Annotated in this window: 18 protein-coding genes and 1 pseudogene; 6 read left to right on the top strand and 13 right to left on the bottom strand. The window is 60.1% G+C overall.

The window, feature by feature from the left end; all coding sequences use genetic code 11:
* The first annotated feature begins 253 nt into the window (after window positions 1–253).
* A complete protein-coding gene (locus EOS_RS08005; protein ID WP_047846076.1) occupies window positions 254–1,666 on the top strand; it encodes an MFS transporter in 1,413 nt (470 codons plus the stop codon).
* A 15-nt stretch (window positions 1,667–1,681) separates the two neighbouring features.
* Here EOS_RS08005 and EOS_RS08000 read toward each other — a convergent pair whose 3' ends face one another.
* Window positions 1,682–2,803, bottom strand: coding sequence for a succinylglutamate desuccinylase/aspartoacylase family protein (locus EOS_RS08000; RefSeq protein ID WP_047846075.1), 1,122 nt, complete (start codon window positions 2,801–2,803; stop codon window positions 1,682–1,684).
* Window positions 2,804–2,824: 21 nt separating this feature from the next.
* The gene (locus EOS_RS07995; RefSeq protein WP_047846074.1) at window positions 2,825–3,604 is read right to left on the bottom strand and encodes a transporter substrate-binding domain-containing protein; all 780 of its coding nucleotides are present in this window, start codon (window positions 3,602–3,604) and stop codon (window positions 2,825–2,827) included.
* Between the two features lie 127 nt (window positions 3,605–3,731).
* Between EOS_RS07995 and EOS_RS07990 the strand changes: the two genes are divergently transcribed.
* The gene (locus EOS_RS07990; RefSeq protein ID WP_047846073.1) at window positions 3,732–4,673 is read left to right on the top strand and encodes a LysR substrate-binding domain-containing protein; all 942 of its coding nucleotides are present in this window, start codon (window positions 3,732–3,734) and stop codon (window positions 4,671–4,673) included.
* On the opposite strand, the gene EOS_RS07985 is transcribed toward EOS_RS07990, so the two are convergent.
* Window positions 4,667–6,460: a sensor domain-containing diguanylate cyclase gene (locus EOS_RS07985; protein ID WP_047846072.1), complete on the bottom strand. Its 1,794-nt coding sequence runs from the start codon at window positions 6,458–6,460 to the stop codon at window positions 4,667–4,669. The two genes, EOS_RS07990 and EOS_RS07985, sit on opposite strands and share 7 nt — an antisense overlap.
* Window positions 6,461–6,790: 330 nt before the next feature.
* Here EOS_RS07985 and EOS_RS07980 point away from each other — a divergent pair, with 330 nt between their 5' ends.
* From EOS_RS07980 to EOS_RS07975, 3 genes and pseudogenes are all read left to right on the top strand, one after another.
* A complete protein-coding gene (locus tag EOS_RS07980) occupies window positions 6,791–7,378 on the top strand; it encodes a MarR family winged helix-turn-helix transcriptional regulator (protein WP_047846071.1) in 588 nt (195 codons plus the stop codon).
* A 64-nt stretch (window positions 7,379–7,442) separates the two neighbouring features.
* Window positions 7,443–7,565: pseudogene (locus tag EOS_RS44240) on the top strand (type II toxin-antitoxin system RelE/ParE family toxin); the annotation flags it as partial.
* A gap of 8 nt (window positions 7,566–7,573) precedes the next feature.
* A complete protein-coding gene (locus tag EOS_RS07975; protein ID WP_047846070.1) occupies window positions 7,574–7,894 on the top strand; it encodes a HigA family addiction module antitoxin in 321 nt (106 codons plus the stop codon).
* Between the two features lie 91 nt (window positions 7,895–7,985).
* Here the strand turns inward: EOS_RS07975 and EOS_RS07970 are convergent, their stop codons facing one another.
* The 4 genes from EOS_RS07970 to EOS_RS07955 form a co-directional block, all read right to left on the bottom strand.
* The gene (locus tag EOS_RS07970) at window positions 7,986–9,011 is read right to left on the bottom strand and encodes an aldo/keto reductase (protein WP_047846069.1); all 1,026 of its coding nucleotides are present in this window, start codon (window positions 9,009–9,011) and stop codon (window positions 7,986–7,988) included.
* Window positions 9,012–9,178: 167 nt separating this feature from the next.
* On the bottom strand, window positions 9,179–9,973 hold the full coding sequence (gene hutG / locus EOS_RS07965) for an N-formylglutamate deformylase (protein WP_047846068.1): 795 nt from the start codon (window positions 9,971–9,973) through the stop codon (window positions 9,179–9,181).
* A 48-nt stretch (window positions 9,974–10,021) separates the two neighbouring features.
* Window positions 10,022–10,987, bottom strand: a complete 966-nt coding sequence (locus EOS_RS07960; protein WP_047846067.1) for a LysR family transcriptional regulator — start codon at window positions 10,985–10,987, stop codon at window positions 10,022–10,024.
* A 687-nt stretch (window positions 10,988–11,674) separates the two neighbouring features.
* On the bottom strand, window positions 11,675–12,529 hold the full coding sequence (locus tag EOS_RS07955) for an oxidoreductase (RefSeq protein ID WP_047846066.1): 855 nt from the start codon (window positions 12,527–12,529) through the stop codon (window positions 11,675–11,677).
* A 664-nt stretch (window positions 12,530–13,193) separates the two neighbouring features.
* Between EOS_RS07955 and EOS_RS07950 the strand changes: the two genes are divergently transcribed.
* Window positions 13,194–14,270: a hypothetical protein gene (locus tag EOS_RS07950; protein WP_063779065.1), complete on the top strand. Its 1,077-nt coding sequence runs from the start codon at window positions 13,194–13,196 to the stop codon at window positions 14,268–14,270.
* Between the two features lie 28 nt (window positions 14,271–14,298).
* Here EOS_RS07950 and EOS_RS07945 read toward each other — a convergent pair whose 3' ends face one another.
* From EOS_RS07945 to EOS_RS07920, 6 genes are all read right to left on the bottom strand, one after another.
* Window positions 14,299–15,912, bottom strand: coding sequence for an ABC transporter ATP-binding protein (locus EOS_RS07945; RefSeq protein ID WP_047846065.1), 1,614 nt, complete (start codon window positions 15,910–15,912; stop codon window positions 14,299–14,301).
* Window positions 15,909–17,054: an ABC transporter permease gene (locus tag EOS_RS07940; RefSeq protein ID WP_047846064.1), complete on the bottom strand. Its 1,146-nt coding sequence runs from the start codon at window positions 17,052–17,054 to the stop codon at window positions 15,909–15,911. The genes EOS_RS07945 and EOS_RS07940 overlap by 4 nt, the downstream gene beginning before the upstream one ends.
* Window positions 17,008–18,054 carry a microcin C ABC transporter permease YejB gene (locus EOS_RS07935; protein ID WP_047846063.1) on the bottom strand — a complete coding sequence of 349 codons (1,047 nt, stop codon included), beginning with the start codon at window positions 18,052–18,054 and terminating at the stop codon, window positions 17,008–17,010. Before EOS_RS07935 ends, EOS_RS07940 begins: the two co-directional genes overlap by 47 nt.
* A gap of 7 nt (window positions 18,055–18,061) precedes the next feature.
* Window positions 18,062–19,900: an extracellular solute-binding protein gene (locus tag EOS_RS07930; protein WP_047846062.1), complete on the bottom strand. Its 1,839-nt coding sequence runs from the start codon at window positions 19,898–19,900 to the stop codon at window positions 18,062–18,064.
* A gap of 158 nt (window positions 19,901–20,058) precedes the next feature.
* The gene (locus EOS_RS07925; protein WP_047846061.1) at window positions 20,059–21,699 is read right to left on the bottom strand and encodes a peptide ABC transporter substrate-binding protein; all 1,641 of its coding nucleotides are present in this window, start codon (window positions 21,697–21,699) and stop codon (window positions 20,059–20,061) included.
* Window positions 21,700–21,873: 174 nt separating this feature from the next.
* Window positions 21,874–24,618, bottom strand: coding sequence for a TonB-dependent receptor (locus EOS_RS07920; protein ID WP_047846060.1), 2,745 nt, complete (start codon window positions 24,616–24,618; stop codon window positions 21,874–21,876).
* Between the last annotated feature and the right edge of the window lie 109 nt (window positions 24,619–24,727).

Below are 24,727 nucleotides of genomic sequence, written 5' to 3'. Positions count from 1 at the left end.
TGCGTTAAGGCCCCGAATCAATTGCCGAGTTGCGGCTTAAAGCTGCGCCCAAAACTAAACCAAGCGCTGAAACCCTAAGCTTGCGCCTAACCCGTACGGTTTTTGTAATCAAACCAGCACGGCGACGCTCTCACATCGCCAGCCTCGCTTCAAGTAGACTCTGGTGCCACGCAATCGATCGAACCCGCGACGCCTTGCTTGTACGAGCAAGCACGAACGTCGTCGGCTTTACCGGAAATACGCTCGCCGCCTCGTGAAATCAGCCAACTTCCGCATCACCGCTGCCGTCGTAGCAAGCGCGCTCTTTATGCAAAACATGGACGGTACGATCGTCGCGACGGCGCTACCCGCCATGGCGCGCGATCTTGGTGTCGACCCGGTGCACCTTAGTAGCGCCATCACCGCTTACCTTGTCGCGCTGACGGTGTTCATTCCCGCTAGCGGCTGGGTTGCCGATCGTTTCGGCTCCAAGCGCGTCTTCATGTGGGCCATCGCAACGTTCACGCTTGCCTCGCTGGCGTGCGCCGCGGCCGCGAATCTTCCTGAGCTCATTGCAGCGCGCATCGTGCAAGGACTCGGCGGGGCAATGATGGTGCCGGTCGGACGTCTGATCCTGTTTCGTGGCGTCAAGCGCGAGGAGCTGTTGCAGGCGACGACATGGCTCACGATGCCGGCTCTTATCGGCCCGTTAATGGGTCCGCCATTAGGCGGTTTTCTCACCGATGCGCTCTCGTGGCGCAGCATCTTCTGGGTCAATGTACCCGTGGGTATGGTGGGTCTGCTGCTGACCTGGCGCTTGCTGCCGGCCTCGCCCCCCGAACATCATGCACCACCCGATGTGCGCGGAATGATGTTGATCGGCGGGTCGCTGACGCTGTTCATGATCGGGATCGAATGCGCCGGACGCGGGGTACTGCCGCCGTTTGCGTCGCCCGCATGCGTCGCCGCCGGCGTGCTGATATTCTGGATGGCCGTCAGGCATTGCCGCCGTGTCGACGATCCGGCAGTCGATTTTTCCCTGCTCGCTATTCCGACCTTTCATGCGGCGACTATCGCAGGGAGTCTGTTTCGTGCCGGTGCCGGCGCATTGCCGTTTCTCGTGCCGCTGACGTTGCAAGCCGGCTTTGGCTATAGCGCTACCGCTAGCGGACTCGTTACCTTTGCTAGCGCGCTAGGATCGTTTTGCATGCGGCCGATGACATCGCTTGCGCTAAGGCGGTTTTCGGTTCGGACCGTATTGTGCGCAGGAAGCGTTTCGTTTGCGGCGGTGCTCGTGGCGTGCTCGTTCATGTCGCAGGATTGGCCCGCCAGCGGCATTTTCCTGTTGCTGCTCGTTGGCGGATTGTCGCGCTCGCTTAGCTTCGCCACGATGGGAGCGCTAGCGTTCGCCGATGTACCCAAGGCAAAGCTTGCTGCCGCTACCTCGTTCCAAGGCACCGCTCAGCAATTGATGAAGGCAGTCGGCGTGACAGTTGCGGCGGGGACGATTCAAGTCACCATGATCGTGGCGCCGGGAGCGCATGCCGAACGGTGGCAACTAGCCTCTGCCTTCATTGTTACCGCACTCGTTGTCATTACTTCTTATCCAATGTTCATGCGCATGCCCGCTGAAGCCGGCGCCGGGATCTCTGCTTCCCGGGGATCGGCACGTGGGCGCGCTGGCTAGGTCAAGTAAGGCGCTTTAAGCCCCGATCAACACACCGGTTCTGAACGGCACCGCACCCGTTACGCGCCCCATCGGCGCACCTGCGATCACAAAGCGGATTGCGCGACGCATATAAAAGACGCCGTCGTTCTTCGTAGTAAGTGTGGTCACTTCGTCCGTGATCGGATCGACGATATCGAAGACAGGGTCTCCCGCTTTCAGATGCGCCCCGACCTGCGCGCGATACACCACCACGCCGCTTGCAGGTGCAATGAACTGCTCGCTGCCGGCCAGCGGCGTCGCAGGATGATTGAGCGGCGGCAACTCGCGTGGCTCGCCTTCAATCACGCCGCGATACACGAGGTAATCGACAATCGCCTCGGCATCCTGCTGCGCAAATTCATACGACACATCGCGCTGGCCACGATGCTCGACCGTCAGCGCAACGTTAGGCGCGGCAAGCGGCGTGCCCTGGCCGAGAAGCTCCCGAACCTCGTTCCAAAGTTGCGTATGCACTTCGTCGAATGACTGGCCACCCGAGTCTGCGGCAAGCAATACGCCACTCGCGCCGAGATAACGTGCGAGCGGCTCGACCGCCGGCCAGCTCGCAGGACTTGTGTACAAATGCATGGTGGCTTCCAGCGAACAATGCAGGTCCAGGATGACGTCGGCATCGGCTGCCATGATCAGCATCTCGCGGCGCAAGGACTCAAACTCGTTCTTGGGCTTTACCTCGGCGAGCATCTTGCATACGGCCCGGCGCAATAAACGCGTGTTGCTGTCGGCATCCTGCGTCCACTGCCCGCCGATCCGCTCGATCAAGGTAGCCGCAGCCGGCAGCGGAAAGCTGCGATTGAAGTTGTGACCGCTATTCAACTCGAAGCGCCCAAGGAACTGTCCGAGCACGTGTTGCGAAAGCCCGATCGGATTGGCAACTGGCACCAGGATCACCTCGCCACGAATGCGCCCCGCGTTCCCCAGTTCGATTAGCCTTTGCTTCAGACGCCAGGCGGTCAGCATCGCGGGAATTTCGTCTGCGTGCAGCGAGGCCTGCACGTAGATCTTCTCGCCCGCACCCGGCGTGCCGAAGTGAAAACTGACGAACTCGCGGCGCGTGCCGATGGATGTAGAAACCAGCGGCCTGCTTTGGGTTTGCATCGAATGCTCCTGAAAATCTTGTTAATTGCCGTACACGTCGAAGTCGAAATACTTGCGGGAGATTTTTTGGTAGGTGCCGTCGGCACGCATGCTGGTTATCGCACGATCGATGTTCGCCTTGAGCGCAACATCGTCCTTGCGCAGACCGATGCCCGTACCATGGTCGCCCATCTCGAGCGGCCCGCCGACAAAACCAAAACCCTGCCCTCTCGGCGTCTTCAGGAAGCCGTTATCCGCCTCCACCGACCCCAGCAACGCAGCGTCGAGCCGGCCAGCCATCAGGTCGTTAAACACGCCTTCCTGGCTTTGATACGCGACCACTTCCGCGCCGCCCGGCTGCCAGTTTTTCTGCGCATAGGTTTCGAACTGCGTGCCACTCTGCACGCCGATGCGTTTGCCGCGCAAACCCTCGGCACTCACGGTCAGCGGCGCGCCGGTCTTCGCGATCAAACGTGACTTGAACTGGAACAGCTTGGTCGAGAACGCGATCTGCTGCATGCGCTTTTCGGTAATGGCCATCGACGAGATGATCGCGTCGATCTTGCGCGCCTGAAGCGCCGGGATCATGCCGGAAAATTCCATTTCGACCCATTCGCAATGCATCGCGATACGGCGGCAGATCTCGTCGGCAAGATCGACGTCGAAACCGGTCACGTGGCCGTCGGGCATCTTGACGTCCATGGGCGGATAGGTCGGATCGATGCCAAGCCGCAAGACATTCGCATCTTTTGCGAAGGCCGGCGTGGAGACGGTCACGGCCGCGATCAAGGCTGCGGCCAGCAACGAAGGGAAGGTTTTCATCGGCGCTCACTCAGTGGTCAAGACGGTGATGGGGACAACACGCCTGCATGGTACGAGCGCAAAATGCCACCAAACAGGGCCGTTTTACTTATCATGATCACTTTTACCTATCACCTGGGCGATTATCGTGGACCTGACCTTGACGCAACTTCGCATATTCGTCGCAGTCGCTGAAGCGGGCAGTCTCAGGGCGGCAGCGCGCCGGCTAGGGATCGCACAAAGCGGTGTGACGCAACAGTTGAGGAAGCTCGAGACCAGCACGGGCGGGCCGCTGTTCGAGCGCGGTCATCGCGGCGCGCGCCTGACTTCGATCGGCGAACGCTTGCGGATTCGTGCCGACGTGATTCTCGGCGAGTGTGTCAGAACCGAAGACGAGATGCGTCAGTTACGCGGCGAGTTGACCGGCCAGGTTTCGCTAGGCGCTGCGGCTGAGGCAATGATGCGATTATTCCCCGCGCTGCTAGCGAGTTTTCGCGAGCGTTGCCCGCGTATCGACGTTCATCTGACTAGCGCCACGTCGCGGGTTTTGACTTCGTGGGTGCGCGACGGCAGCCTGGATTTCGCGTTGGCGCTTGTATCACATGAAGCCGATATCCACGACCTGGATGCGACCACGCTGTTTGAATCGCCGGTCGCCGTGATCGCGCGGCGTGGTCATCCTCTCGGTCGTGCGAGGTCGTTGCGGGCGCTGCAGCACTGCGAGTGGGTCAGCACGCGGCCTCGCCATGCAGGCGATGTCGCCAACCGGTTGTCCACCTTGTTCGAGGATGCAGGGCTTGAACCGCCCCGTATTGCGGCGACCACCGAGGCCGTGTTCGATACGCTGCATTGCGTGGCGAACAGCGACTATCTGTCGCTCGAACCTGTGCGTCTTGCGGAACATCAGTTCTTTAGTGAGCACGTGGCGATCGTGCCGATCAAGGAACACGCGCCGAGTACGCGCGTGTGTCTGCTGCGTCGTGCCGGTGTTCCGTTGACGCCGGTCGCGCAGGAGCTTGCGTCAATGGCTGTATCGTTTGCGAGGATGCTGCCCGGGACTAGCGCGACAGGTGGGACTTCTGGTCAATGACACTCGATGCGATTGCGCCCGCGCTCCTTGGCGCGGTATAGAGCGGTGTCGCTGCGAGAAAGCGGTGCGTCGGCGCTTGCATCGGCCGCGTTCATGACGGCAATGCCGATGCTGACCGTCAGCGCAATTCGCCGATCGCCTTCCACCAGCGACGCTTCCACAATCCGTTGTTGCAATCGTTCGGCGAAGGCTCTTGCCTCGGTGATATCGGCATCAGGCAACACCACGGCAAACTCTTCGCCGCCTACACGGCCCGCTATGTCCTTCTCGCCCAACTGACCACGCAGAATGGTCGCGAAATGCCTGAGCGCCCGGTCGCCGACCGCGTGCCCCCATGTGTCGTTGATCGATTTGAAATGGTCCAGGTCGCACATGAGAATGGCCGCGAAACCCTCTTTAGCGCGCTGGATCCGCGCCAACTCTGCCTCGATCTGGACCATGAAATAGCGGCGATTGGGCAACTGCGTCATAAAGTCGATAGTCGCGAACTCCTTCAGTTCGACCTCTATGCGCTTGCGTTCCGTCACGTCGGTAATGAAGCCATGCCACAACGTGCTGCCGTCTTCCAGGCGCCGGGGCTGTGCATCCCCTTGCCGCCAGCGCAGACCCTGTCCCGGCAGTTGGACACGGTATTCAAGGTGCCACGGCATCAGGGTGGCCGCGGACACTTCCAGCGAAGCACGATAAGCCGCGAGATCATCCAGATGAACGATCTCGTTGATCACCGCCGCGCTCGTGGCAACCTGCTCCGGCGTGATCTCGTAGATATCTTTAATGCCCGCGCTTGCGTACGAGAAGAACGACTCGCCGTTCGGCAGTAACCGGTATTGAAAGACGAGACCTGGGACTTCATTGGTCAGGCTGGTGATCAGGTCGACAGTCTCCTGCAGTCGTTCGGACATTGCGCGCATGGCCGTGATGTCGGTGGTCGTGCCGATCATGCGCAACGGCTTGCCCTCGCTGTCACGGCTCACGACCTTGCCGCGACTCGAGATCCATTTGTAGCTGCCATCCTTGCACCGGATGCGATGTTCGACTTCATAACTTGGCGTCTTTTGATCGAAATGCGCCTGGATAGTCGCCTGAACGTAAGCGAGATCATCGGGATGGACGCGTTTGTAGCTGTCATTGATCTGGTTGGTCAGTTCCCAGTCCGCATAACCCAGGATCGCTTTCCATCCCTCGGAATAGTGGATCTCATTCGTCGGGATGTTGCGGTCCCAAATGCCGGTGCCACTGCCTGCGATGGCAAGCGCCATTCTTTTTTCGCGCTCACGCAGCGCGTCTTCGTCTTCTTTCAATCGGGCTACCACGTCATCGCGTTCCACGATGGCCGTTGCCAGCCGGGCAAAATCCCTCAGGCATTCACGCTGTCCGTCGTCCAGTTCGCGTGGCGTGGTATCGAGCAAACAAAAGGCGCCTAGCGTTTCTCCGTTCGAAGTCCTTAGCGGGCATCCGGCATAAAAGCGGATACAGGGGGGGTGGATAGCGTGCGGATGATCGTGAAGGCAGTTGTCGGCAAGGATATCCGGCACGACGAGCAAGTCGTCGCTATCGGTTGCTTGTTCGCAAAACGATAGAACGCGAGGCGTTTGTGCAAAGGGAATACCGTCGCACGAGGCAAGCCATTGCTGCTCTGCATCAACTCGCACGATCAGCGTGACAGCAACGCTGAAATGACGTCTGGCAAGGCGAGTGAGGCCGTCGAATCGTTCGTCCGCGACGTCGGGCGATCTTTCCGTATGAAGCTGGGTTCTTTTGTCGTCGGGTTTAGCGGGAGCCAGCATATCCAGTTCTGTCGACGGTGGCCGGGAGCAACTTCATCCAGTCTATAACGACAATTTTCGCATGAAGTTTAGACGTGCAACTCGACGCTGCCTAGAACGGCACGTCCGGTTCAACCGATAGATAGACTTTGGACCAGGCTTCCGCTTAGGACATTTTTAGTTTCCCGTCCTCAATGATTCATGCCGTCGAGACACCATGAATACAGTGCTTTTCCCGTTTTCACAGGCATGCCTGGTCGTTAGAGGTTGCCCCGTGGCGCGGTTCTTCCGGTTCGTTTTTACCGGCTATCATGTCGGTCGAGGTTACCTCGAGCTTTGGGAAACACTGTCATGACACGAAAGAAAACTGTGGAGAGCGCGCCACGCGAAACCGCCGAGATGCTGCGTCACTGGCACGACGCGATACCCAACGACCGTCTGGCACACCTCGCGAAGGACGCCACGCGTGCGCTGGTGCGTGCGCTGCAGATGCGGCTTGCCGAGCACGCCGTCTCGTTCGGACACTGGACGTTCCTGCGGATCTTGTGGGAGACAGATGGTTTGACGCAGCGCGAGTTGAGCGTGCAGGTGGGGGTGATGGAACCCACGACCTTTGCTGCCGTCAAGGCCATGGAGGCATTGGGTTATGTCGAGCGTCAGCAGATGCCCGACAACAAGAAAAACGTGCACGTCTTCCTGACTGCCGAGGGCCGGGCACTGAAGGAAAAGCTCATCCCGCTCGCCGAGGAAGTCAACGAGATCAGCGTGGCGGGGTTGAGCGAGCGCGACATCAAGACCGCGCGGAAGGTGTTGCTGGCGGTGATAGAAAACCTGGCCGACGATGAATCCGGCTCCATGAATCCAATGCGCCGCGTGCCGTCCACGCGCGAGTTGGGGCGGCTGATTGCGGAGCGTGGGGAGACGGTCGAGGACAGGTGATCCCGAAAGTGGCGCTGGTTTAAAAGGGTGCGGCGAGAAACCGCAATTCTATTAACGCTTGACTCTTGAAGCGTTGAAGGGTAATCGGAAGGGACAATACAGCGTGCGCATCAATGATCAATGGCGTGTTTGCTTCTGCTTCGAGTTGGGCAGTGCCACGCAGGTCGAAATCTGCGACTACCACTAGGATTACTTATGACTCGCGAAATTCCACTCGATACGCCAGGCGAGATCCTCGCTGAAGAATGGCTCGCCCCAATGGGCATCACTCAGTACGCACTCGCAAAAGCGATCGATGTGCCGGCACGTCGCATCAATGAAATCGTGCAAGGGAAACGCGCCATTACCGCCGACACAGCCGTTCGGCTCGGTGCGTTTTTTGGCGTCGATCCACAAAACTGGATGAACCTCCAAACGCATTACGATACCGAACAGGCGCGTGAGAAACTCGGCGATCGACTCACGCAAATCAGGCGCAACGGCGTAGCAAACAAAGCTGTTGCATCACTGCGTTAAGCCGCGAAAGGACGGAAGGTTGCTCGCTCGACGCTCGCAACCCCGCGTATGAAAAACCGCGTGTTCACCCAACCACGCCCCGTCCCCTCCTCTACACCGGCGGCGGATTCCGGCCGGCAAATCCGCGTTGATGCCAGTACGGATACGGCAGCGGCAACGTGCTCGCTTTATCCAGTGCTGCAATCTGCTCCGCACTCAACGACCAGCCGACACTGCCCAGGTTCTCGCGGAACTGCTTCTCGTCGCGGGCGCCCACAATCACGTTCGCCACCGTCGGCCGCTGCAGCAACCAGTTCAACGCAATCTGCGGCACGCTCTTGCCCGTTTCTTTCGCCACGGCATCCAGTGCATCGACAATGCCGTAGACATATTCATCGGCAACCGGCGGCCCCATGTCCGCCGTCTTGTGCAAGCGGCTGTTCGCGGGCACCGGACTGCCGCGACGGACCCTGCCGGTCAAACGTCCCCAGCCCAACGGACTCCACACCATGGTCGAGACCTTCTGGTCCAGTCCGAGCGGCATCAGTTCATGCTCGAAATCACGGCCCGCCAGCGAGTAATACGCCTGATGCACCGAATGCCGGGCAAGGCCCTCACGGTCCGACACCGCCAGCGATTTCATCAAGTGCCAGCCGGAGAAATTCGAACAGCCGATTACACGAATCTTGCCGGCGCGCACGAAGTCGTCGAGGGTGCGCAAGGTCTCTTCCACGCGTGTAAGCGCGTCGAAACCATGCAGCTGATAGATGTCGATGTAGTCGACATTCAGGCGCTTCAGGCTGCCATTGATGGCTTCGGTCAGATGGTGCCGCGTCGAGCCGACGCTGTTCACCTCCGAGCCGAACTGAAACGTCCCCTTCGTCGATACGATCACCTGCGAGCGGCGTCCGGCAATCGCCTTGCCGAGAATCTCCTCTGCCATGCCGTCCGAATAGACGTCGGCGCTGTCGAACATCGAGACGCCTGCCTCTAGCGCAATGTCGACGAGGCTGCGCGCGCCGTCGGCATCGGTGCAGCCCCACGCTTTGAAAAAGTCATTGCTGCCGCCAAACGTGGCAGTGCCGAGACTCAGCACGGGCACCTTAAAGCCCGTCTCGCCCAGTAAACGATATTCCATACTCTCTCCTTTCATTTCCATTGGAAGCCGATGAGCCGCAGCCGAGTCGGCGACGCGGGCAGGCGGCATCGTTGATGCTTGCATCATGTTAAGAGATCGTCGGAAATCGCGCTTGGCCGCTGGCAGAACCGTCTCAAAGCGCCAGCAAACCCACTCTTCGCGAGCGGCTACAGCCCCCGGATCACATCCAGTGCTGCCCCCACCATATCCTTCACCGTGACCTGAACCTTATTGGCCGCCTCGGGCGCGTAGTCGAACGGCGCGGTCTCATGCATATAAGTCGACTGGCACATCTCGAGTTGTATCGCGTGAATGCCCGTCTCCGGTGAACCATAGTGACGCGTGTTGTAACCACCCTTGAAACGCCCGTTGGCGATCCAGGTGTAACCGCTACGCGCGGCAGCATCGGTGACGGCCTGCAAGGCGCCCGGCGCCGCCGTCCGCCCGTCCTGCGTACCGATGTTCAGATCAGGAAGCTTGCCCTCGAAAAGACGTGGCAACACGCTCGCAATGGAATGGGCTTCCCACAACAACACGTTCGGATGCGATGCCCGCAACCGCGCCAGTTCAGCTTCAAGCACATCGTGATACGACTGCCAGTAGGTCACTACGCGCCGCGCTTTCTCAGCAGCATCAGGCGCCGCGCCATCGCGATACAAGGGCATGCCCCGGAACGTTTCGCCGGGGCACAAGCCGGTTGTCGTCTGGCCCGGATAAAGGCTTTCATCGTTCGATGGACGGTTCAGGTCGATCACATAACGCGAGATGCGCGCGCCAAGAATCGTCGCGCCCATCTCGCTGGCGAAGTCATACAGGCGGTCGAGATGCCAGTCGGTATCGGCAACGCTCAGCGCTATGTCCGTGTACAACGGCCGCAGGCTCGCAGGAATTTCAGTGCCCAGATGGGGGATGGAAATCAGCAGCGGAGCGTCGCCGCGATGCAAGGTGTAGAGATCGGTCATGGTGGATTCCGGACGAAATGAAAGTTAGAAACACAGGTCAATGAGCGGTTATCGAATCGCATCGCCGGGCAGGTTGGGCAGCGCCTGCTGCAGCGCCGGCTGAATGCGCTGGTCGAGCACGCCGCGCGTCAGCGAGATAAGTTCGGCCGCAAAACCGTCCCATTCGCTCTCGCGATGCAGCAGGAAAAAATCGCGGCGCGCGAGGCCGCCCGGAGGCAGCGGCAACACATCGATCTCGTCAAGATAATGACGCGCCTGCCACAAGCAAAGCGGCGTGGAGATCGCAAATCCAAGACCCGCGGCAACAAGGCTAAGCAAGGGATCGGTGGCATCGAATTCATAACGCCGCGGGCTGTCGATGCCCAGATGCCGCGCGAAGCGCTCCACCTGCTGGCCAATGACCGAGCGCGCCGTATAACGAATCAACGGAAGATTGGCCGCAAGCGTGCGCCAGTCCGCCGCCGGGCGCGACGCCAGAAAACGCCGCGACGCCACGGCCACGAACGCCTCGGAGAACAGCGGAATCTCCACGATACGCGGATCTGAAATGACAGTCTGGGTGCACACGGCCAGATCGATCTCGCGATCGTGCAACTGCTTCGTCAGCCCCGGCGTCAGTCCCGACCACAGCGCCATCTGCCGCGTCGAACCAGATAGCGCGCGAATCAGTTCCGGGCCGGCCGTGGCCGCGAACGAGTCCACGCAGCCAAGCCGCACCGAAGCGTTACCCGCATCCGATGCCTCGTCAATGCGCGCACTCACCCGTTGCGCATGATCGAGCAAGGGGGCGGCGAGTTCGAGCAACGCACGCCCGGCACTGTTGGCACGCGGCGGACGGCTGTCGCGGTCGAATAAACTCGTACCCTGCTCGCGTTCGAGCGCGGATACAGCTTGGCTGATGGCGCTCTGGCTCACGCCGAGTTGCTTCGCAGCGGCGGTCATCGAGCCGGTATCGCAGACGGCAACGAACGCCTGCAGCGCGCGCAGGTCGATGGGGTGACGCGGTCGTCTCATGGGCGCTCCGGGGTGGCGCGGTGCCGCGCTTGGTTTTCAGCATGCCCGTGCGGGCGAGGGCTGTGCAAAGCTGCAGCGTTTTCCGTCGATGTCCATAAGTTTGCCTTATGCAAAATGTTCGCGGAAGCGGCGGTTGGTTTTCGTTCGCACTTGGGGTTGGACGGGGTCTGCTGGCGCTCGTGGGGCTGGGTCTATGCCGGGTTGCTGCTTTCTGCGTCCGTGGCCGGTCTATGCTGGCTGTTCTCTTTATCACAGTTAGCCACTGTGCATGGCGGCACGTCATTTTTGCAAACGCGCAAAGAAAAGAAGCAAAGAAACGCGTTCCAACCATCGGCAAGTTAGTGTCCCTGGCGTGCAGGCTAGAAGTTTTTGGCACCTGATAGCACGGTGCTCGCCAGACTCGATAATGTTTGAACCCCTCCTTCTCGCGAATCCTGACACGAACACGCTTCGCCCCCAACGCTCTCGGGCAAGCACCATGACCCCCATACCAGCACGGCCTCACGTGTGCTGGTTGCCTCATTTCCGGGTGGGTTGGCTAAGTGATCCGCGTAGTTATTTTCGTGCGTGGTTGTTCGCGGATATCGAAGGCCGGGATCCATGCCACGGTTTCAAGTTGTCGCAAGGGATTGGAAAGATCCCTGTGCGACGCACGCCCGTACGCCATGCGTCGCGCAATAGCTTCGTCTAGCTCGAGCCTTCCGGAAAGTCGGCTCCAATAGTCGTCTTCTCCCACGCATCGAAATCGTGAGTCAGCGAAGCAACTTTCTTGCGCGCCAGTTCAAGCGCGGTCTTGCCAAGCAACAAACGCAATGGCGGATTATCGGAGAGCGCAGCATCAATGATCGCCTGCGCCGCACGCACCGGATCACCCGCCTGATTGCCGCTGCGCGCCGCGGTCTGCTTCCGGCGTTCGCCCGCTGTCTCCGCGTAAGCATCAATGCGCGTAGCCGACTGCTTGATCGACGGCCCCGCCCAGTTGGTTCGGAACGGTCCAGGCTCGACCACCAGCACGTCAATCCCCAGCGGCTTCACTTCGATAGCCAGCGACTCCGAAATACCTTCCACCGCGTATTTGGTGCCGTGATAGTAGCCGGTGGCAGCGAAACTCGTGATCCCGCCTATCGACGAAATGTTCACGATGATGCCGCTCTTCTGCGCGCGCATGATGGGCAGCACAGCCTTCGTCATGTCGACCAGGCCAAACACGTTGGTCTCGAACATCGCCCGCACAGCGTCGTCTTCACCCTCCTCGATCGCCGCAAGATAACCGTAACCTGCGTTGTTCACGAGCGCGTCGATACGGCCAAAATGTTTCTGCGACTGCGCGACGACATCGGCGATCTGCTTGCGGTCGGTAACGTCAAGTTGCAGCACGAGTGCACGGTCCTTGTGGCCTTCGGCCAAGTCTGCGAGCTTCGACGGATCACGGGCCGTCACGACCGCGCGCCAGCCACGTTCCAGCACGAGTTTCGCCAGTTCACGGCCAAAGCCAGTCGAGCAGCCGGTGATAAGCCACACAGGGTTGTCTCGATTCATCATGGAAAGCTCCTGTCTATCAGTCAGAAAGTCAGTTGTATTGATGCGCGGAATGAGGTGGGTCTGTTGCGGGCCGAAGCGTCAGGGTTGCTTCGCTAAAACCATGCCCGCATGGAAATTCCCGCTAAAGCTTACTCGCGATACGTGATTCGAGCACGGCGCGGCCGGGGTTGAGGTTCTGGGTTAGCCTTCGATCGGCGACTGTTACGTCGAATACTCCGGGAGCTTTTTAATCGCGTGTCCGGTAAAGGTCCAGACCGCGCACCAAAATCCTCTTGATTATCTAAGCATCAAGAAAGCCGGCGATTCGATCAAATGCACATATCGTCATTGTCATAAACAAGACGGTCAAGCTTACTGTTAAGTCAAAACCGCGGTATCTCTTGCCGTCTAATAATGGTGCCGCAACCCGCATTACATCTCATGGCCGGTTGCCTCAAGACTTGGCGCCGTGCTGGGCCTTGCACGCATGCGTGCATGTAAATCCGCACGCCTCATTGCGAGTTAACCGAATCACGCTAATACGGTCATCTATGTCTCACATGTCCGGCATTTTGGCGGACACATAGTATTTGTATCTTCCACGATGCTTATAACGGTTGATTATTCAAATGACCCGACTCCAATCAGCAACAAATTCTCGATTAAGGAGCTGGACGACAAAAGAATGGAAATTTTTCCTTGTACGCTGGTCTTTGTCGATGTCAACGCAACGGCCAGTCCCAACAGCACGAGTAAAGATCCGCTGTCCTACGCCCGCCAGGCGCTTTGCTTAAACAAGACCTTGCTTCATGCAGGCATGCCCCGGCTCAACGTCTTCACGAACGCTCCGGACGCGGTCAACGCATGCTTTTCCGCCGTGCCGGAAGAGCGGCGCCCGCTCGTTCACACACTCCTCACCAGCATCAACGTCCCAAGGAACACGGCATTCTACGGGGCGCATTTCAAGCTCGACCTGCTGGAACAAGTGGCCAACATGCTCTCGCCCGACACGCTGCTACTGCTGCTCGATAGCGACATTGTCGCCATCCGTTCTTTGGGCGACGAGTTGCTCAAGCTCTGTGCCGACGCCGGAGTCGGCGCGTTCGATATCTCGGATCAAGTGTTTCCCGCTTATGGCAGCGCCAACGTCATCAAGGATCTCGAGATCGTAGCCGGCCGGCATCTGCTCAATCCACGCTGGTATGGCGGCGAGTTTCTCCTCAGCACGCCCGCGTTCCTCAGGACGCTGGTGCCGCGCGCACGCGCGCACTGCGAGCGTTATGTCGACGAGATCGAGCGCCTCCAGCATCATGGCGACGAATCGTTTGTTTCCGCCGCGCTCAACACGCTCGCCGACGAAGGGCAGCAGATCGTGGAGCTAGGCGCGTATCAGGCCATCGGCCGGCACTGGACCGGCAACACGCATCGCGACCTTCGATGGTTTCAGCACTGCTGCTTCGTCCATTTGCCCGATGGCAAGGCGTTGATCGAACGGGAGTCGCGTTATCCCGGCTTCAACCCGAACCGCTTCTGGCGAGCGGTGACGACGGCGCACCTTCTCAACCGCGCGCGCTTCGGTATCAAGCTGTGTTTCGAAGCGACGTCCATCGCGCCGCAACTGCGCAAGATGATCGTCCCGGGCAAGCCCGCAGCGTCGAACGCCAAACCGGGTTCGGGGCCGGACTCACCAGAGCCCGGTGCATTTAGCGCGCCGCACGTAAAACGTCCCGTGAACGAAAAAAGCGACGAGCCGGTATCCTGAACTAACGGTGCTTGAGGCAAAACCGCGTTCATGCCGCCGCGCCCGCGACCATTGAAGCCGCAAGCAACGCCTGCGTATAGGGATGCGCGGGCGCTCGCAGAATGTCCATCGTGTCGCCGATCTCCACGATCTGCCCCGCCTTCATCACGGCCACCCTGTGCGCCATCGCGCGCATCACGGCAAGGTCGTGCGTGATGAACAAATAACTCAGCGTGTACTTTTTCTGCAGCCGCGTGAGCAGGTTGAGCACCTGCTGCTGTATCGACACATCGAGCGCACTGGTGGGTTCATCAAGCACGAGCAATTCCGGCTCTACCGCAAGCGCTCTCGCAATCGCAATACGTTGCCGCTGTCCACCGGAAAACTCGTGCGGATAGCGCGGCAGGACGTCGGCCGGCATGCCGACTTCATCGAGCAGCGCTACCATGCGTTGACGGCGCGCGGCCGTCGTCACCTCCGGCCGATGCAACGCAATCCCTTCGCCCACGATCTGCTCGATCGTCATGCGCGGCGACAACGATCCGTACGGGTCCTGGAACACGACCTGCAGCCGCGACGACACCATTCGCCGCGAGTTCGTGCTTTTGAGCGTGGACAAAGGCTGCCCATCGATATGAATCAACCCTTCCGACGGGCGCTGCAATCCCAGGATTGCAGCCGCAAGCGTGGACTTGCCCGATCCGGATTCGCCCACTATGCCGAGTGTTTCGCCACGTCGCAGTGTGATGCCGACGTCCTGCAAAGCGCGGAATGAAGACTTCGAAAACGCAGAGCGCCAGCCCTTCACCGAGGTCCGGTAGTCGACGGACAAACCCTGCACTTCGAGCAACCGCCGCGCATTCGAAGCGATCGGATCGATAGCACGTTCAGGCTCGCTGTTGAGCAAGCGGCGCGTGTAAGGATGCTGCGGATTCGAGAACAAGTCCGAGGTCGTATTGGTTTCAACCAGCACGCCCTTCTCCATCACCGCCACGCGGTGCGCAAAACGCTTCACCAGATTCAGGTCGTGCGTGATCAGCAACACCGCCATGCCCCGCTCAGCCGCTTCCTGCTCCTGCAAGCCAATCAGCAACTCCACTATCTGCTGACGCACGGTCACATCGAGCGCCGTGGTCGGTTCATCGGCGAGCAGCAGGCGCGGGCGGCATGCCAGTGCCATCGCGATCATCGCGCGTTGCCGCTGACCGCCGGAAAGTTGATGAGGAAAGCTGTCGATACGCCGTTCCGGTTCGGGAATGCCCGTACGCCTCAACAATTCAATACCGCGTTCGCGTGCAGCGTTGGGCCGCAAACCTTCGTGAAGACGCAGGCTCTCCGCGATCTGCTTACCGATAGTGAATAGCGGATTGAGCGCGGTCATCGGTTCCTGGAAGACCATCGCGACGTCGCGGCCGCGGATACCGCGCATCTGCTGCTCAGTCTTTTGCAAGAGATCCTCGCCGTCCAGCAGGATGCGCCCCGTCTGGCGCGCCTGATCCGCGAGACCGAGAATCGAAAGCGCCGTGACGCTCTTGCCCGATCCCGATTCACCGACCAGCGCGACGCGTTCACCGCGCGCGATCGAGAGATTCAGGTCCTGCACGACGGTCTTGTCGCCGAAACCGATCGACAAACCGTCGAGTTGCAACAGAGGGGCTGTCATTTCTGCGCCCCTCCGAATGCGGAACCGCGCGTGCGGGTATCGAGCGCGTTGCGTAATGCGTCGCCCATGAAGGTCAGCAGCAGCAAGGTGACCACGAGTCCGCCAAACGCCGCGCCCGAGATCCACCACGCATCGAGATTGTTTTTTCCTTCGGCGAGCAATTCGCCGAGGCTCGGTGTTGGGGCGGGCACGCCAAGCCCCAGGAAGTCGAGACTGGTCAGCGCGAGGATCGCCGCGCTCATGCGGAACGGCAGGAACGTGATCACCGGCGTGAGGCTGTTGGGTAACACGTGACGCCACATGATCTGCCAGTTCGACAAACCCATCGTGCGTGCCGCGCGCACATAATCGAGCGAACGGTTGCGCAGGAACTCGGCGCGCACGTAGTCCGACAGCGTGAGCCATCCGAACGCCGAGAGCAGGATGAACAGCAGCCACAAGGTCGGTTCGAAGATCGACGCAAAGATGATCAGCAGGTAGAGATCCGGCATCGAACTCCAGATCTCGATGAGGCGTTGCCCGATCAAGTCGGTGCGTCCGCCATAAAACCCCTGCACGGCGCCCGTCAGGACGCCCAGGAAGACGCCCGAGACCGTGAGTGCAAGCGCCATGAGGGCTGAGAGCCGGAAACCGTACAGCAGGCGCGAAAACACGTCGCGGCCGAACTGGTCGGTGCCGATCCAGTTGGCGGCCGAGGGCGGCGCGGGATTGGGCGTGGTCGCGAAATAGTCGACCGTGTCGTAGTGAAAATGATTCGGTGGATAGATCGCGAAATTGCCCTTCGATTCCAGCCGGTCGCGAATATACGGATCGAGATAGTTCGCACGCGCCGGGAAATCGCCACCGAATACTTTCTCCGAATAGTCCTTCACGATCGGGAAATAATAATGCCCTTCGTAGCGGATCAGGAGCGGCTTGTTGTTCGCCAGCACCTCGCCCAGCAGGCTGATGACGAACAACGCCCCGAACACGATCGTGCTCCAATAGCCTAGGCGCTGCGCCTTGAAACGCAGCCACACGCGCCGGCCGGGCGACTCCGACGGCGGCGGTACCGGTGCACTCGCTGGCGCGCCGCTTCCGGGCACATTCACTCGCTCACCGGTCCAGCCGGTCGAACTGGATACGGGGGTCGACGAGGACATAACAGACGTCCGCAATGAGTTTGGTCACGAGACCAATCAGGGTGAACAGATAAAGCGAGCCGAGCACGACGGGATAGTCGCGGCGGATCACCGAGTCGTAGGAAAGCTGGCCCATGCCATCGAGTGAAAATAACGTCTCGATCAGCAGGTTGCCGTTGAGGAACGCGCCGACAAACGCCGCGGGCAAGCCGGTCAGAAGCGGAATCATCGCGTTGCGCAGGACGTGCTTCCAGAGCACATCGCGTTGCGGCGCGCCCTTCGCGCGTGCGGTCAGCACGTATTGCCGGCTGATCTCCTCGAGGAACGTGTTCTTGGTCAAGATCGTGACGATCGCAAAGTTGCCGACCACGGAAGCCGTCACCGGCAACGCGATGTGCCACAGATAATCGAGTATCTTGCCGGCAATGCTGAGCTGGTCGAAGTCGTCGGAGGTAAGGCCGCGCATCGGGAACACCTGCCACAGCGTACCGCCGCCAAACAGCATCAGCAGCAACACGCCGAGTACGAAACCCGGAATGGCGTAGCCGGTCAGCACGAGGACACTCGTGGCGGTGTCGAAGCGGGAGCCGTTTCGCACGGCCTTCGATATCCCCAGCGGCACCGCAATGAGGTAGGTCAGCAGCACGGTCCAGAGTCCCAACGTAATGGACACCGGCAGCTTCGAACGGATCACCGCCCAGACGCTTTGATGCTGGTAATACGACTGACCGAGATTGAAGCTTGCGTAATTCCTGAGCATGCTTGCGTAACGCACAAGCGGCGGCTTATCGAAGCCGAATTGCTTCTTGAGTTGCTCGACCTGCTGCGGGTCAACTCCCTGGCTGCCATGATACCCGCCGGCCCCGCCCGCCTCGCCGCGGCTCCCGCCATGGCGCATCTGGATCAGGATCTGCTCGACCGGTCCACCCGGCACAAACTGCGTCACGAAAAAAGTCAACGTGACCACGCCGATCAACGTGGGAATCATCAGCAACAGACGTCTGAGGATATAAGCGGCCATGGCAATCTCAGTGTGTTGAAGCAGCCGTAGTGGCACCGGACGGCGCCTTCACGAACCAGTAGTCGACCAGCCAGTCCTCCGCATAGTAAGAAAGCGGCGAGACCCGTGGGAAACCCATTCGCGCCCGATACCCCACGCGCGTATCCGGCGAGTAGTACTCCGGCACAATGTAATACCCGTTGATCAGGATGCGATCGAGCGCGTGCGTGGCGGTCTCGAGATCGCTTAGTGTCTGCGCTTTCAACGCAGCGTCGATCATCGCGTCGGCGGCTTTCGAGCGGACCCCCGGGAAATTTTCCGAGCTCGGCTGCGAGGCTGCCGCGCTGCCGAATCGGCGTGTCAGTTCGCCGCCCGGAATGGTGACCGGTTCGTAGATATACGTGGTCATATCGAAGTCGAACGCGTCCATGCGCTTCTCGTACAACGCGCTGTCGAGTTCTCGCAGATGCGCATGTATGCCGAGAGTCTGCAACTGCTGGATATACGGCAGGATGACCTTGTCCATGCCGGGTTGGTCGTCCATGATCTCGATGGTCATCGGCGTGCCGCTTGCGTTACGCAATGCACCGTCACGATACTGCCAGCCCGCTTCGTTCAGAAGCACCTGGGCTTCACGCAAATTGGCACGCAACGAATGTGGCGGCAAAGTGTCGGGCGGCTTCAGCATCGGGCCGAACACGGCGGCGGGAAGCATCGAGCGATACGGTTCGAGCAGCTTCAACTCTTTCGCATCCGGCACGCCCGTCGCGCCGAACGGGGAGTCCTGGAAGTAACTTCCCGTGCGGCGGTATTGACCGTAGAAAGTCAGCCGGTTCAGCCAGTCGTAATCGAAGGCGAGCGTCAGTGCGCGCCGCACTCGAGCGTCTGCGAACTGCGGCTTGCGCGTGTTGATGACCATGCCCTGCATCTGCGCCGGGCCATCGGGGAACTCACCCCTTTTGAGCGACCCGTTGCTGAAGTTCTTGCCGACGTACTGGCGTGTCCATGCGGACGACGAATACTCCACCCGCATATCCGTATGACCGGCCTTGAAGTCTTCCCGCGACGTGTAGAAGTCGGTGAAGAGCCGGAACGTAATGCGCTGGAAGCGGTACATGCCGCGTCGCGACGGCAGGTCAGCGGCCCAGTAATCCGGGTTGCGCCGGTAAGTGATCTGCTTGTCGTTCTTGCGCTGCTCGATCAGGTAAGGGCCGCTTGCCACCGGCGGCACATTTGATATCTGATCAAACGGCGGCCGCGTGCCGTCCGCTTTCATGCCCCACTTCGGCGAAAAAACCGGCAGATCACCCGCGATCAGCGGTGCATCGCGGCGCGCCTCCTTGAAATCGAAGCGCACCGTCAGGCGATCGACCACGGTCGCGCGGCTGATGTTGGCGAACTGCGAGTTGTGGATCGGCGAAACCTGATGGCTGGACAACGTGTCGCATGAATACTTCACATCGGCAGCGGTGATCGCGTCGCCATTGGAAAAACGCGCCTTCGGATTGATATGGAACGTGGCCGACTTGCCGTCCGGGGCGACCTCCACGTCGTCCGCAATCAATGGATACTCCGATGCCAGTTCGTCCCAGCTTCGCTGCATCAGCGTATCGAACATCAGGTGCTTCAGGTCGGGGGCCGGTGCGCCGCGGACCAGGAAGGGGTTCATCGAATCGTAGCTTTGCAGTTCGTCGTAGTTCTGGAAATTCAGGTCGCCGTTAGTCGGCGCGTCCGGGTCCGCATAGTCGAAATGCGTGAAGTTCGCCGGGTACTTCGGTTCGTCGTATTGCGCGATCGATGGCCTGGCGAACGCTTGCGATGTAACGAGCAATGCGGCAAAGCCCAGCGTGAAAAAGCCTCTATTCATCGTCGCTTGCTGCCGGCGCCCACAGTGTGTCTTTCAGGGGATGATGCGGTTCGTTCATAACAAGGCCTGAAGAATAAAACGGGCGCGTGCGTCCGGATGAAAACGTAGCGCTGGACCCTCGCCGTGCGCATGTCGAGTGGCCGGGCCGCGCACCGCGCTCAATGCTTGATGATGTAAATGTCTTCGCTGCGGTAATGGTCCATCGGGTTTTTCGTGGAATAACCGCCCACGTAACTCTTCACCAGCCGCACCAGCGTGTATTGCAACAGCGGCAGCATCGGGTAATCTTCCATCGCCACCTTGGCTGCTTCGGTCTGCAATGTCTGGCGCGTGGCCGGGTCGGTGGAATTGGACGCCTGGCGCATTAGCGCATCGGCTTTAGGGTTGCACGCCTGGTTGTCGTTCTGCTCGGAACCACATTGAACCAGCGTGAGGAAGGTGCTTGCGTCGTTGTAATCCGCCACCCAGCCGTTGCGTGCTATCTGGTAGTCGCCGTCGTGCCGCTTCTTGAGCAGCACCTTGAATTCCATCGCCTGGATTTCCGTATCCAGGCCCAGCTTGGTCTTCCATTCGGAAGCCGCGAAGATCGCCATCTTCTTGTGATATTCACTCGTGTTGGTGGCGAACTGCAACTTGGTGCCGGGTTTCACGCCCGCCTCGGCCAGCAGCTTTTTCGCCTCGTCCACGCGTTTCGCCATTGGCCACGAGGCCCAGTCGTACGCACTGACGTCGGCGCCCTTTACGCCCTTCACGATCACGCCATACGCCGGGATCTGGCCGTCGGCCGTCACGCGCTGAGCCAGGATGTCCCGGTCGATGACCATGGACAGCGCCTTGCGCACACGTACGTCCTTCAGGAGCGGGTCTTTGTTGTTGAACGAGTAATAGCGCAAGCCGAGCATGGGCGCCGCGCGCATCTCGTTCGGGTACGCCTGTTTGTAGCGGGCATAGGTGCCCGAGGGAAGCTGGTTCACCCAGTCGTCACCGCCCGACTTGTACAGATCCACGTCCGTGTTTTCGTCTTCCACAGGCAGGTACGTGACCTGGTTTAGTTGCACGTTAGCGGCATTCCAGTATTGCGGGTTTTTCGCCAGCACGAGGCGGTTGTTCACTTGCCAGTCCTTCAGCGTGAATGCGCCGTTGCTGACCAGCTTGCCGGGTTTGGTCCAGTCGTGGCCGTACTTGTCGACCGCCTCCTTGTTCACCGGCCCGAGGTTCGTATTCGACATCAGGTCGGGCAGGAACGGCACCGGATAGGGCGTCTTGATTTCGACCGTGTACGGGTCGGGTGCGCTCACGCCAAGCGACGCCACCGGTTTCTTGCCTGCAACAATGTCTGCTCCGTTCAGCAGGAACATGCCGTAGGTGGTTGCGTACGGCGAAGCCGTTTTTGGATCGACGAGGCGCTGGCATCCGTAGACAAAGTCACCGGCAACAACCGGCTCGCCGTTAGACCACTTCGCATTCTTTCGCAGATGAAAGACCCACGTGGTCGGGTCCTTCATTTCCCACTTTTCCGCGACGCCGGGGACAGTCTCGCCGTCGGCACGCGTCGCAGTCAGTCCTTCAAACAAATCACGCGCGACCGTATTGGCCGGCACCGATTCCGCCACGTTCGGATCGAGTGTCTCGACTTCGGTGCCGTTGTTGCGCACCAGTTCCTGCTTCGCGGCGAGTTGCACGCCGGGAGGAACGACTGCGGCCTGCACGGCGCCAGCGAGCATGACGCCGCCAAGAGCAAGTGCCGCGGATGCACGGCAAAGACGGATCGAAGGATAAGGAGGTGGTGCGAAAAACATCTGGAAACTCCTGGTATTCGTTACTTCCGCGCCCGGCGTTGACTGCGGCCTTGAGCGCGTCATGCGGTGAGGCGTCGAAAGATCGATCTGTGTACGCCCAAAACCAAGGTCGCTCCAGCGCCGCATGACACGCGCCGGAGCGACCATTCCATCAGTCAAACAACTACAGCGACATCAGAACTTGTACGTTGCGCCGACCTGCGCGAAGCGGCCAATGTTCGTGTATATCGACTGGTCGTAGCCATTCTGATCCAGCGTGCCGTTTGCAAAGATCGGATCGTACGGCGGCGCACGGTTGAAGATGTTGTCGATGCCGCCGAAGATCGTCCAGTGCTTGAAGCCCGTGTACGTCATCATCAGGTTGAACTGGCTGTACGATCCCACGTGGGATGGCCCCCCGGCAACCAGATTCTGCGCATACGGACCTGTGAACTGCCAGGTCAACGCTGCGTCAAACTTGTTGTACGCCCAGTCCAGGGTGGTATTGCCTTTCCAGCGCGGGAAGCTGCCGCCGAACGGCTGTGTGAGGGTGTAGTCGTTACCCGCACCATTAATCGGTGACGCACCCGGGGTGCCGAGCTTGAAGCTGTTCACGTAAGCCCAGTCTGCGGACAAGGTGAACGTCCCGGTCTTCGTCGGCAGCGACTGGCGGAACGTGCCTTCGAAACCGTTCGTGTCGAGATAGCCGAGGTTTTGGTACGGGATGACCTTGTACAGGAGGGCACCCGTTACCGGGTCGGTGACAACCTGGGAAGGCGAGCCCTGGCCGATCACGTTATCGACACGAATCTTGTACCAATCCAAACCGACATCGGTCGTACGGGTGGGCGACAGCTCGAAGCCGATGGTGAGGTTACGCGTGCGCTCGGCTTTCAGGGCCGGATTACCCTCCGTGATCGACGTGTAGTTCTGGCCGGTGGCCTGGTCCACCTGAATACCCATCGTTTGCGAGTTGCTGTTCTCAACGAACGTCGGCGCACGGAAGCCGCGGTTGTACGAGGTGTACATCGTGAGCGCCTGAACCGGCTGATAGCGCAACGCGAAGCGCGGCGAGAACGCACCGCCGACATCGCTGTAGTGGTCGTAACGGCCCGACTGGCTGAACGTCAGGGCGCGCACAATCGGAATGTCCACCTGGTAGTACACAGCGGCCACGTTGCGCTGGCCGTTCACCGTCTGGAGATTCGGGCTAATGACCAGGCCTTGTTCAAATGCGTAACCCGGGTTCATCACTTCGCTCTGGTGCGTGAACTGCGCACCAAACCCGAGACCCACGTCACCCGCCGGCAGATGGAAGAGGTCCGGCGTCGACAGCGTCGCGTCAACGGTATCGAGCTTCGAGATAGCCAGGTTGTTCGCGTCCATGTACAGCCCATTGAGGCCGTTCGGCGTAGCCGCGGGATTCGAGAAATCGAACGTCCCGTTCTGGTAAATATTGGTCAGTGCCGCGGTGTTGAGCTGGTTCGTATAGGTGTTCGAAACCGTGCTTTGCGAGTGACTGACCGACGTCGCCCAATCCCACTCGCCGTTCGGCAGGTTGAACGAGCCCTTGATGCCCGTTGACGCGCGCCAGTAGGTGGAATACGTGTCTTCCGCTACCGCGTTCGGGAAAGCATACGTGAGCGGCGTGGCTACCCCGAACGGATTGTACTGATTGCTCGCCGGCACAGTGAAGTTGAACGGCGAAAGCAGCTTGGTCTGCGGATTCCACACGAGTGCGGGGACCTGCGGATTGCCGACAACGTTGTTCCACAGACCGTCGTTGGTGGTGGTCTTGTTGCTGCTGATCAGGAAGTCCCCGAACGCCGTCGTCGTATCGTTGATCTTGAAATCAGCGTGAAGCTTCGCGTTCAAACGCTCGGTCATCGGCGCGATAGACGTGCTTTCTGCGGAGTTGAAGCCGCAGACCGTGCCCGCCAATCCCGATGTCAGCGAGTTGGTGCCTGCGGGATGAACGGATCCGCCGTTCGCACAGCCGCTCAATGCCTGCACGCTGCCGTCGGGCATATTCCAGTACGACGGCGCGAGCAACGAATGGCCGCCCGGCTGATTGGTGAAATCCTGAGCGCTCGTCGCGTCGCGGTCAGCGAGCGTGAAGCCGTTCGACTTGTAGTAGCTCGCGGCGGCCGTCACGTTGAAGCGATCGGCGTTGAGATCGCCAAAGCCGGCGAGCACACCGAATTTGGTCGTGCCCGCGCCGCCGCCTTGGCTGATGGCGCTGCCGTAGCTGCCGTCGAGTTGCAGCCCCTGGAAGTCGTGCTTCGTGATGATGTTGACCACGCCCGCGATGGCGTCCGAGCCGTATTGCGACACGGCACCGGCCTTCACGATCTCGATGCGATCGATGGAGTTCAGTGGCAGCGTGTTCAGGTCGAAGAAGGAGTCGACGCTGTTCGAGAAGAACGCGAACGGCGCAACGCGCTGTCCATCCACCAACACGAGCGTGTATTTTTCGCTGAGACCGCGCAGAGCGATACCCGCAGCGCCTGCGGCAAAGTTGCCGGACTGGCCTTCGCTCCAGCTATTCGCCGAGTTGGCTGAGGTCGTGCGCAGAAAATCGGCGACGGTCGTGGCGCCGCTGTTCACAATATCTTTCTGCGAAATCGTCTGAACCGCATTGAAGCCGACCTTGTCGGCGCTGCGGATCAGCGACCCGGTCACTTCGAATTTCTTGATTTGCTGGACGCCCTTTTCAGCAGTCGGTGTCGCGGTGTTGTTGTCCGCGGACGGTGTTGCAGCGGTGCCCGATGCCGGCGCCGCCGCTGCTGCCGGCGTGCTTTCCGTTGTCGTTGCGCCCGCCGCCGTACCAGTGGTGGCCGGCTGGCTTTGCGCAAACGCCGGTACGGCGATTGCGGCTGACAATGCTAGTTCAGCCCAGACTATTCTTTTGATGGCCTGCGCCAATGCCCTTTGTTTCATTTTTCCCCTTTCCGCTCGTAAGTAAGGCCACAGCTGTGTGTGAAGAGAGGTCTTGTGGACCTCTCCACTCGATATACGGCGTTCTTGCGCCGCGCTCCGTTAAAGCCGA

The sequence above is a fragment of the Caballeronia mineralivorans PML1(12) genome, assembly GCF_001028175.1.
GTDB classification, from domain to species: Bacteria; Pseudomonadota; Gammaproteobacteria; order Burkholderiales; family Burkholderiaceae; genus Caballeronia; species Caballeronia mineralivorans.
Note: the sequence above shows the minus strand (reverse complement) of the source record. Positions and strands in the feature narration are given on the sequence as shown.